We start from the raw sequence: 10,080 nt of genomic DNA, 5'->3' as shown, positions 1-10,080 counted from the left end.
TTCTCTCCATACTTATTAATAAGTTTCTCTCTTTCTTTATTATAAGCAGTTAATTCTCTATCTATCTTTGTTATATTTTTAGAAAATGCATAGCTTAGTTTAATAGGTAACTCCATATTTGTTAATTTACTTAAAACACCTATGCTATTAACTAACTTTTCATTACTTAATTTCATTAACAATTTCCCCTTCTGCTAATGCTTCATTCTTTTTACCTTTAACAGCTATTTCCCCATTAATAGTTATATTCCCCTTACTATCACAGCTTAATATAGGTTTAGTGTTAGCCTTATAAATTTTTTCGGCTGTGATTGTTCCTATTTCTTTACCATTAATATTGAAATTAATCTTTCTTGTATTATTTAAAGCTTCAAGTTCTGATACTTTTTGTTTAAGATTAATTACTTCTCCCTTTAATACTTCAATCATAGTTAATAATGTCTTTTTTCTTATAAACATAAATATTCCTCCTATTTCTCTATAAAATTCATTTTCAGACCTTGCCATTTAACTTCTTTAGCTTCTTCATCATACATATATGCCGGAGCAGTTCTATCTCCTACATACATTGTTTTAGTTATTATTCCAGATTGAGGATCTGGAAAAGTAACCGTAAAAAAAACACTACTTACAGCATTAAGTAATGTTTGTATTTCAGATTGTTTTAATGGTCCCCATTCTAAATTTAATTTTCTTTTTACTGCTATTCTATCTCTTATAAGCTCTCCATTTGCGTTACGATTAGATTCTCCATCTAAATCACTCACTGTCGCTTCATAAGTCTTAGGAGTAGCAATATCTACTCCATTAATCTTTATCAATATCACCACTCCTTTATGTTGGTATTAAAGTTATATTTCCTTGTCTTTGCATCCTTCTCAATTGCTTAAGAGCTACCTTACCTATTACAGCACCATCTATTTGTAATATTAAATCTCCATCTCCAAAATTGTTATTATTAGATGATGTTCCCCCTAATCTCTCCATAAGTTTATCTGCTATTAAACCTAACGCCTTAGCATCACCTTCTAATGGTACTACTGCTTCTTTCTTGTGAGTTTCCCCTATCATTGCTAATGTAGGAGAATCTATTAATCCTCCCTTTGCAAGCATAGGTATTTTAGGTATACTTAATCCAAAAGTTTTACCTCCGAATCCGGGTACCCAATCTGGTATATCTACAGATATTTTATTCAATCCACTAATAGCTCCATTTATTAAACTTATAACTGCATTAAGTGGAGCTTTCATTACTGCATCTAATCCACTCATTATTCCAGAGAATATACTTACAACTCCTTGCCATGCTTTACTCCAATTAGCTGTAAATATTCCCGAAATAAAGCTTATTATTCCACTAAATATTTGCTTAACACTATTAAATATGTTCCTTACATTTGCTAAGAAGCCATTTAATATATCTCCAAAGAATCCAAACCTTTGTGACCAATCTGTTGCGAATACATTGCCAAGCCAATTTTTAAATTCTTCAAATTTAGCTTTTATTCCATTCCATACTTCAATTGCTTTAGCTTTTACAACATCCCAATGCTTATATAAAAGAACCCCTATTGCAATCAAAGCTCCTATTGCCACTATGGTTAATGTTATAGGATTTGTTAAAAATGCAACCGCGGCTCCAAAAGCAGTTGTTGCTATTGTTGATATAGCACATATAGCATTCCAAGCTACAGCAGCTACCCATATTGCATTTAAAGCTAACGTAACTAATCCCCATGCAATTGCAAAACTTCCTAAGATTATTACAAATGTTTCTACAATAGGTTTATGTTCACTAATCCAAGTTCCAATACTACTTAATATATCAGCTAATCCATTTAATACTGATACTATAACTCCACCTGTCCAACTTGCTATTGGTTGTAAGAAACTATCCCATAACCAAGAACCTAAACTCATAAATACTTCTAATATTGGATTTAAAAAATCTAATGCACCAGCTATTAAATTAAGAAAGGCTGGCAATAAATCTGATATAGTCCAATGTGCTAAAGGATCAAGTATCTCTACTAAAAACCATTTAATAATTTTTCCTAAGTTATTAACTATAGGCTCTACTGATTTCTTAAGTCTATTAAATGATTGTATCAATGGATCAAAATTAAATGTTTTAAAATATGATTTAATCTTATCAGTAAGCTTTTTCATTGCACTATCAACACTTGATGTATCTAATGCTGGTGTAACTAATTGAGGAATACTTGAACTTCCTCCACTTCCACTGTTTCCAGATGAGTTATTATTAGAATTAAGTGTATTTATTTCATCAAAACTTGCTAAACCTAATGCATCTTTTGCAGCTTCTCCAGCATCTTTTGCACTATCTCCATATACTCCCATAGCATTTTTAGCATCTATTAATCCTTGTGTAGCTTGCTTGCTTTGTTCGTATGTCTTACCGAATATAGCACTTATAAAACTTGCTATATATTGAGTTGCCACACTTAAAGCACTCATTAAAGCATTTATAGCTGGTAAAATAGCTTCATATATTGGGGTGAATGCAATCATTAAATTAGACTTTATTTGTGCTAAAGAGTTTGAAAACTGTTCATTAGTCATTAAATTGTTATAAAGACCTGTAGCCATAGCTTGAAGTCCTTTAACAATCATAGGTAGAATTATCATCCATTTAAACATTTGTCCTATAGTACTTCCTATACCTGCTTTATATGACTTCATACTTCCACTTGAATTTTTTATAGAATTACCTAGTCTTTTACTCAAACTACTTCCTTTAGAAGATAAGCTATTAAATAATCCTAATTTATTTCCTGTCTTAACACTTTCATTTCCTAAACTCGCAAGCTTACCGTCTAAATCAGCTAACTTAAATCCCAATTTATCAGATTGTCCTATTAATTTATTAATGCTAGATTGAGTTTTTAGTATCTGTTCTTGTATTTTATTTTTCCTCACACTATTAAAAGTACTATTATATGATTCTTTCAGTTGAGCTAACTTCTCTTTCTGTTGTTCTATCCTTGCGTTAACATTATCTAAAGTTGCTGTGACATTAGCAATTTGAGAATTCAATACCTCATTATTAATAGGAGGTCCTCTCTTACTAACATTGGTTCCAGTTTCTGCTGACTTAGGAGTAGAAAAGCTTGTAGGCTTAGGAATATTCATCTTAGGCATTTTTATATTGCTTAAAATACTTTTCATAGTCTTAGCTATATTAGACATAGATTTTTTCATTGATGAATTTATATTGCTTGTAATATTATTCATTGTCTTTTTAGTGCTTGAATTCACATTTTCTAAAGTGCTTTTCATACTATTATTTAAAGATTTTTTTAGATTGTTTCCAATTATATTAGATACATTTGATATTTGCTTACTTATATCACTCTGTATCTCTAAGTCTAAACTTATCTTTCCTACACTATCACTCATGTTATTCCTCCTTTCATACATAATAAAAAGCACTTAGGAAACTAAGTGCTTATCCAAATGCTTTTATAATTATTTCTTGGAACTCCCTCATTTTTTCTTCTTTTTCTTCATTAGACATATCTCTTATTGGATTCACTCTATTTCTCCAATCATTTCTTATTTTATGTTGCTCTTTAGTAAAGTTTTTAAGCATGTCTTTATCTTCTTCACTTCTTATAGAAACAATTTCCCCTAGTGGTGTCTTAGGCATTATTCCAGTTAATAAAGTACAAAACTCACTCCATGACATATCATCATTTCTAAGCCTTATTCCGTATTGCATAGCAAAGGAAGCTTCTATTAAGTCAAAGTCTTCTATTATGTCATACCATTTATTTTCTGGGCTTCTTTTTAGCTTTCTTAGCTTCTTCCTCTATTTCTTCTATATCTACATCTCCTATAGCTGCCATTATTGCACTTATGATTAAGTTATAATTAGGCATACTTAAATCAAGGCTTTCAATATACTCAAAAGCTTCTTTACCTAATCCAATTTTAATTATTCCTTCTAGTCTTTCATCTTCTTTTATTTTCTCATCATCTGCTAAAGCCATTATTCTAAAAGCAGCTGCTTTACTATTATTTATTTTAAACTCATGATCTTCATCTATTTTTACTACTGGTTTTTGATTACCATTCTCTAATCTTGATATAATATCATATACTCTTGCCATAATTTATCCTCCTATACTCCTATTGAGCTTACTGGTGTGTATACTGGTTTTCCATCACCTTGCATATCGAATTCAAGTGGTGCAACATTTGTACTATCTCCACCACCAACATTTTTAACATTGATAACACAATCAAATTTTACTTTAGAACCATCTGGAAACTCTATTTCTCCTTTTGTACTACAATCTAAACCATCTTTCCATGCCATAGCTGCTACATAATCATTTCCCTTATCTCCAACATTTCTTTTTCCGTTTAAGCTAACACTAAACTTCTTACCTGTCATTAAGCTTCTTGCCCAACCTGCTGTATCCATTGGTGTCCATTCTTCTACTGTTCCATCTATACTAATAGAGAATGTTTCCATTTCAGCTATAACTGCCATATCTTCATCTGTGCTTGCCTTTCCTTTAGTTCCAACCTTAAATTTAAGATTATAAACTGGAAATACTCCTGTAAATGCCATATATTATTACCTACCTTTCATAATAAATTATTGTTTCAATTACATATTCAATAATGCCTTCTGAATCAATACCTACATAAATAGGGCTATCGGTTTTCATCTTAAACAATTTGACTCTCTTGCCTCCAATTAAACCGACTTGACCAAAGAAAGCATTATAAACTTCTTGTGCTTTTAATTCAGCTTTATTACTATCTTTTCCCCAATGTACTAAAATAGAAATAGCCTTAGTGGTGTAGCTTGTTTGCTCTAAACCTCCTAAAGCTATTCTTGGAGCTGGACCAGTAGTATTATAAATTGTAATACTTTCTTCCTTATTCCCAACCTTATTTAAGTACCATTGAGGACTATCTATTTTAGTTTTTAAATATTCTCTTATCTCACTTAATAACATTAATGTATCAACCCCTTACTAAGTTGCTTAAAGAATGTAGAATAAGTATCTTTAATAAATTGTTGCTTATCTCCAGTTAAATAAGCTTCCATCCACTTACCTTGTGCATTGGCATTTTTATCTTGTCTAAAATTATATTCCGGGTGCCAATATAAACGCCTTGCATATGGTGTATCAAATACTACTCTAGCTATAGAGTTCTTTATTTCAGATAAATCTACAAAGCTACTTCTTTCAAGTTCTCCTGTATCTTTAGGAACTACAGTACTTGTTTTTATATCGCTTAATACTGCTTCTGTTGTCATCTCTAAAGCTTTCTTATGTGCTTCAATAAGGATATTGATTTTAGCATTATTAAGCTTTATATTTACTCTTACACCCATTACTGTAAACTAAGCTCCGTGCTAAATACTGTTCCATCTGGATTTAAAGGTCTTTCAATAGAATAAATCTTTTTCTTTACTCCATTTACTTTTACATAACCTTCAAATGGTCCATCATAAATAGAGCCTTCAATAACAGCCTTACCACTAAGATTAATTAATTGCCTTTCAGCATTAAGAACTTGTCTAGTTTTATCTGTATAGATACATTTACCTTCAAATATTATCTCTTCTTCATAATCACCATCTGTATTAGTTCCTTCAAACCATACTTCTATAGGTGTATTAGCTAACCATTTAGGAAATGGCAATTTTAATCCCATACTATAACCTCCTACAAGTTAATCCTGTTTGCTTAAGATAATTTAATACTTCTTGTGTAGTAGTTATTCCATTAACCTTATTCGTATTAAAACTAACAGATGTACTACCAGCACTAAAAGCACTTAAAGGTGTATCTATATATGCTCCATACTGCTCTATAAATTCAGCGTGTATACATACAGCCTTTTTAACCTTATCCTTTTGAAATTCTGTAAGGTTATCAAATCCTATTCCAACAATTCTGTTATAAGTGAGTGTATCAATTTGATCTGATGCTCTTTCTAATTTTATATCTATAGAATCCTCTGGAATAATCGTTCCTCCAAAAGATATTTCATAATATGTGCTGTCTACATAAGACATATAATCACATCCTTAAACTAAAAGAAGGATACTATTGAGCACCCTTCTTTAATTCCTTATTTTCTTCTTTTAATTTTTTATTTTCTTTTTCTAGCTTTGCAACCTTTTCTTCTAAAGCTCTATATTCCACATATGCAACGGACTTACCTGCTCCATATTCTATTATAGTTCCATCATCTTCAGTAATATCGTATCCTTGTGCTTGATACATAGCTTTTTGAGTTTCATCTATTGTATAAACCTTATTTTCCATTACAGCTTTCATACTATGTCCTCCTATCCTTCTGCTTCTGCATTAATAGCAATTGCACACGCTTTATTCTTAATTAAGAATGTATCACCATACTCTCTAGTTTGATATACATACTTATCAGCTGTTCTTGAATCAGTACCAGGAGTAAATAACTTCATATAAGCGTATTTACGTCTAGTTACTTGGCAAGATGGATGAATAAGTATAATATTAATTTGTTTTGCATCTCCTGCAGCAACACATCCGTTAGTAAATTCATACTTAGTTTTCATTCTACCAGATGGAACTTTTACTATGTTTACATCATCTAAAGAGTAAACTCTTCTATCAATTTTCCCGTTATTTGAATTAACATCAACATTTCTTGTTAATCCTTCTGCTTGCTTAAGCATTTTATGAATTGAAGGAATAACATAAAGTATTCTTCCTTCTGATGGTACTCCTGCATCATCCATTTTCTCCATTTGAGTGTCAAACCAATCTAAAATATTAGCTGTAGTTAATGTTGTAGTAGTATCTACTACAGCTCCATTTGAAGCATAAGTCTTAGCTTCTGAATATAACTTAGAATATCTATAAGAATCTCTTTCTGGAATAGCTTGCTCTGTTTCAAATACATTTTGGATATTAGCTACTTCTAAAGTTAAATTGGTTTCATCTATATCCATTGGATCTAAAGCAAATTCTATATCTCTATCGTGTGCCAGCTTCTTTGGTTCCCAATCATTAGATATTGTTCCTGTATTAAAGCCCATATTACTTCTATTATGGTCCTTATACCCACTTACTGTGATATTAGGTAATTTAATAGTTTGTGCATTAATAAATTTAACTTGTGGGTTAGATTGTTCTAATGCATATGATGTCATTTCTCTTGCATATTTTTGTTGTAATTCTCTTTCAAATTGTTCAGCATAACTGTATGTTGCCATTTAATCATCTCCATTTCTTATTTTTATTTATTACCAAATGCTCTTGCTAAAGCATCATTAGTATTTTCTTTTTGTTTTTGACTACCAGCACCAATTACAAAACCTTTTTGTTCTTCTTGTTGCTGTTCTACTTTAAAACTTGGATACTTTTCTAGCACCTTATCAATAGCCTGTTCAATTGTTACTTCTTCTGTAACCATAGCCTTAGCTAATATAACTACATCATCTACGGAAGTTGCTGTAACTCCCTTAGATAAACAAGTTACTTTTGCTTCAAGTGCTGTTGCTCTTTCTTCTGCTGCAAGTCTTGCTTTTTCAGCATTAGTTAAAGCTTCATTCTTCTTTTCTTCTTCTGTCTTTTGACTTTCTTTCCACTCGTTATAAGCCTTTAATTCTTCTTTAGATAACTGATTTTTTCTTTCTCTAGCTACTCTTTCTTGAATTAACTTATCAACATCAGCTTGAGTAAAAGTCTTTTCTTCTTGAGTAGTTTCTTTCGCATCTGTTTTAGTTTCAGTAGTTTCCACATCACCGGTATTTGCTCCACTACCTGCTCCGTTATCAGCTTCCATAAGTCTACTCATTCTTAGATGTTTTAAAAACATAAATACCTCCATTTATAGCCTGTCGGCTGTTATTTCCATGCACAGTTTAAAGCCTTAAGCACGTTTTGGGCATAATAAAAAGCCTTAGTTTCCTAAGACTTAAATATTTAATATGCTGCTACTAGCTAATGTCTGTCTTTGCATTTTGTTAATTGCATCCACTACAGCTTTAGCTGTTTCGACAACTTCTTTATCTGCTAACTCGTATGTCTGTTCAAATATATCTGGCTTGCATGGATAAAATTCACCAGTAACACCTTTTATAATGTAATCACCTTTATTAGCAGTCATTACTCCTTCTAGTGTTTCCACCTTTAATGTAAAATTATCATCTGATATATATAAGTCATTGGAAAATTCTAATACTTGTTTAAGGTTGTTTCCTGTCCATTGAATAGCTTCAATAACAACTGGTTTCTTTCTATACTTAGGCATTACTTTTCATTCCTTCCTAATACATTTCTTTCAATTCTGTCCTCAACCCTTCTATTCATCCACATAAGGGCTTCCTCTATATGAGTTAAAGCACAAGCATTCTCTCTGCTTGCAAAAGGCCCCATTTGGAAACATTGAAGCCTATGTCTTACTATTTCCAATAAATCTGTATCAATTACTCCATGAATTGAATTTTCTTCTTTTCTTGCTCCATTTTGAAGTTGAATAGTTGCAATCTCATGAGTTTCTTTCGGTTTACCAACTGGGAATACTTCATAAGAAATCACATACTTATGATTAGCTCCACCATTTCCCTTTTCATCTACTGCATAAACCTCATTTAATTTTTCTCTTTTTTGAATAGTTGATATTCTTTCCATTCCTTTTCCTCCTTAAATTTAAGCATAATAAAAGCACCTACCATTTACTTAGTAAGTGCTTTTAAATAATCTTTTCACCATTTTTATAAGCTTCTCTAGCTTCTTTTAATGTCATTTTATTACCACCAGTATAGTCATCACTTCTATCTGGACCTCCATTTTGCCAATTGCATTTATCGCATATATCAAACCATTCTACATCATTACTGCATACCGGACATTTGATAATGAAATCATCTTCCATAAAATATCATCCTTTCTTTTCAAATAATTTTCTCTCATTTGTAAACTCTTCATAACCTTTAATCGGTTTATACAGTGTAGAGATTACATTCTTATCATTTCTACCTATAGCAAGATCATTTGTGCTATGTCTATATTTATAAATGAAATTAGCTTCACTAATAAATCCTTCTATATCATCACTTAAAGGAGCTGCTAATAAATCTCTAGCAGTATTCAAGTAATCCTCTGGTGTTATATCACCATACTCTGATAAGTGTTTCTCTATATGTCTATCATATTTCTTTTGTGTTGAGAAGTTGGCTTTTAACCATTTCCTATCTATAATTTTATCACTACTACTAACTTTATCAATAGGTATTTTATCTGTTTCTCTTTGTGGAGCTCTTCTTAACTCTTTATTATTATCTAAGTGATTCTTTAATTGAGATTCTAGTTCCTTAACTCTCTTAGCTGCATCATTTACATTTTTAGCATATACTGATCCTGCTTCAATCCTTTTCCACTTTCTAATCTGTCTTTCTAAAGCCCTTTGTTTTTGTTCTGCTTCATATACTCTTATAGCTTCTTTACCATCTGGTACTTTAGGAAGTGTTGTTATACCTTCAAAATAAGTTATTAATGAATGTCTACAGTTAGGATGCAATAATCCTTTTTCTATGGCTTCACTTAATAACTTATATTTATCTTTATATTGCTCTATATACTCTTTACTAGGATGACTAAATATATCATCAATTAATATCTGCCCTTGCCATGGTTCACATAGTCTACATGTATTCCCATGGGCTGAAACAACTACTAAATGTATTCCATATTCATCTCTCTTTTTGCCTTCCCCTAGTAATGTTGCTCTATGTGATGCAGTTCTTAAGCTCATTTCTGCATATGAAGCAATATTTACTCTAGCACCATTTTTATACTCTATAGAGTTAATACCCTTATCTAAAAAATCTTTAGTAGCCATATCTATAGCTTGATATAATGTTTTAGCACCATTCTGTAAGTACATATGACTTTTAAATATAGTTTGTCTATATACATCATCCATCTTTCTAAGAACTGAGTATTGAGCTTTATTTAAATCGTTATTTACTGTAGATATTAAAGCTTCTAATTTCTTTTCATTAACTCCAAAGAAGTTATTTTCTTGTGGTACTGCTCCTGG

At 31.2% G+C, this 10,080-nt stretch carries 17 protein-coding genes; all 17 read right to left on the bottom strand.

Going from position 1 to position 10,080, the window contains the following annotated elements:
* Nucleotides 1-162 precede the first annotated feature (162 nt).
* Nucleotides 163-459 carry a hypothetical protein gene (locus ACQPUY_RS17405; RefSeq protein WP_430843278.1) on the bottom strand — a complete coding sequence of 99 codons (297 nt, stop codon included), beginning with the start codon at nucleotides 457-459 and terminating at the stop codon, nucleotides 163-165.
* Between the two features lie 11 nt (nucleotides 460-470).
* Nucleotides 471-821 (bottom strand): DUF6711 family protein, encoded by a 351-nt coding sequence (locus ACQPUY_RS17400; RefSeq protein WP_430843276.1) that lies wholly within the window; start codon nucleotides 819-821, stop codon nucleotides 471-473.
* Nucleotides 822-834: 13 nt separating this feature from the next.
* Nucleotides 835-3,420, bottom strand: a complete 2,586-nt coding sequence (locus ACQPUY_RS17395) for a hypothetical protein (protein ID WP_430843274.1) — start codon at nucleotides 3,418-3,420, stop codon at nucleotides 835-837.
* Between the two features lie 49 nt (nucleotides 3,421-3,469).
* Entirely contained in the window at nucleotides 3,470-3,760 is a 291-nt protein-coding gene (locus ACQPUY_RS17390) for a Gp15 family bacteriophage protein (RefSeq protein ID WP_430843280.1), read from the bottom strand.
* Nucleotides 3,761-3,791: 31 nt separating this feature from the next.
* Nucleotides 3,792-4,133 carry a hypothetical protein gene (locus tag ACQPUY_RS17385; protein WP_430843272.1) on the bottom strand — a complete coding sequence of 114 codons (342 nt, stop codon included), beginning with the start codon at nucleotides 4,131-4,133 and terminating at the stop codon, nucleotides 3,792-3,794.
* An 11-nt stretch (nucleotides 4,134-4,144) separates the two neighbouring features.
* Complete coding sequence (locus ACQPUY_RS17380; protein ID WP_430843270.1) at nucleotides 4,145-4,600, bottom strand: phage tail tube protein; 456 nt, start codon at nucleotides 4,598-4,600, stop codon at nucleotides 4,145-4,147.
* Nucleotides 4,601-4,610: 10 nt separating this feature from the next.
* Entirely contained in the window at nucleotides 4,611-4,994 is a 384-nt protein-coding gene (locus ACQPUY_RS17375; RefSeq protein ID WP_430843268.1) for a phage tail terminator protein, read from the bottom strand.
* On the bottom strand, nucleotides 4,994-5,377 hold the full coding sequence (locus ACQPUY_RS17370; protein ID WP_430843266.1) for a hypothetical protein: 384 nt from the start codon (nucleotides 5,375-5,377) through the stop codon (nucleotides 4,994-4,996). Before ACQPUY_RS17370 ends, ACQPUY_RS17375 begins: the two co-directional genes overlap by 1 nt.
* Nucleotides 5,377-5,700 (bottom strand): hypothetical protein, encoded by a 324-nt coding sequence (locus tag ACQPUY_RS17365; protein ID WP_430843264.1) that lies wholly within the window; start codon nucleotides 5,698-5,700, stop codon nucleotides 5,377-5,379. The genes ACQPUY_RS17370 and ACQPUY_RS17365 overlap by 1 nt, the downstream gene beginning before the upstream one ends.
* Before the next feature lies 1 nt (nucleotide 5,701).
* Nucleotides 5,702-6,064, bottom strand: coding sequence for a hypothetical protein (locus ACQPUY_RS17360; protein WP_430843262.1), 363 nt, complete (start codon nucleotides 6,062-6,064; stop codon nucleotides 5,702-5,704).
* A 31-nt stretch (nucleotides 6,065-6,095) separates the two neighbouring features.
* Nucleotides 6,096-6,329 carry a hypothetical protein gene (locus ACQPUY_RS17355; protein WP_430843260.1) on the bottom strand — a complete coding sequence of 78 codons (234 nt, stop codon included), beginning with the start codon at nucleotides 6,327-6,329 and terminating at the stop codon, nucleotides 6,096-6,098.
* 11 nt (nucleotides 6,330-6,340) lie between these two features.
* On the bottom strand, nucleotides 6,341-7,249 hold the full coding sequence (locus ACQPUY_RS17350) for a capsid protein (protein ID WP_430843258.1): 909 nt from the start codon (nucleotides 7,247-7,249) through the stop codon (nucleotides 6,341-6,343).
* Between the two features lie 23 nt (nucleotides 7,250-7,272).
* Nucleotides 7,273-7,854: a hypothetical protein gene (locus tag ACQPUY_RS17345; protein ID WP_430843256.1), complete on the bottom strand. Its 582-nt coding sequence runs from the start codon at nucleotides 7,852-7,854 to the stop codon at nucleotides 7,273-7,275.
* Nucleotides 7,855-7,953: 99 nt separating this feature from the next.
* Nucleotides 7,954-8,289 (bottom strand): hypothetical protein, encoded by a 336-nt coding sequence (locus tag ACQPUY_RS17340; protein ID WP_430843254.1) that lies wholly within the window; start codon nucleotides 8,287-8,289, stop codon nucleotides 7,954-7,956.
* Nucleotides 8,289-8,669: a DUF7681 family protein gene (locus ACQPUY_RS17335; protein WP_430843252.1), complete on the bottom strand. Its 381-nt coding sequence runs from the start codon at nucleotides 8,667-8,669 to the stop codon at nucleotides 8,289-8,291. The genes ACQPUY_RS17340 and ACQPUY_RS17335 overlap by 1 nt, the downstream gene beginning before the upstream one ends.
* Before the next feature lie 61 nt (nucleotides 8,670-8,730).
* Nucleotides 8,731-8,913: a CPCC family cysteine-rich protein gene (locus tag ACQPUY_RS17330; protein WP_291665258.1), complete on the bottom strand. Its 183-nt coding sequence runs from the start codon at nucleotides 8,911-8,913 to the stop codon at nucleotides 8,731-8,733.
* Nucleotides 8,914-8,919: 6 nt separating this feature from the next.
* A partial coding sequence (locus ACQPUY_RS17325) for a phage minor capsid protein (protein WP_430843249.1) occupies nucleotides 8,920-10,080 on the bottom strand: 1,161 nt, incomplete at its 5' end.

Source organism: Clostridium nigeriense, assembly GCF_050585245.1.
Lineage (GTDB): Bacteria > Bacillota > Clostridia > Clostridiales > Clostridiaceae > Clostridium > Clostridium nigeriense_A.
This window is presented reverse-complemented; position numbering and strand designations above follow the sequence as displayed.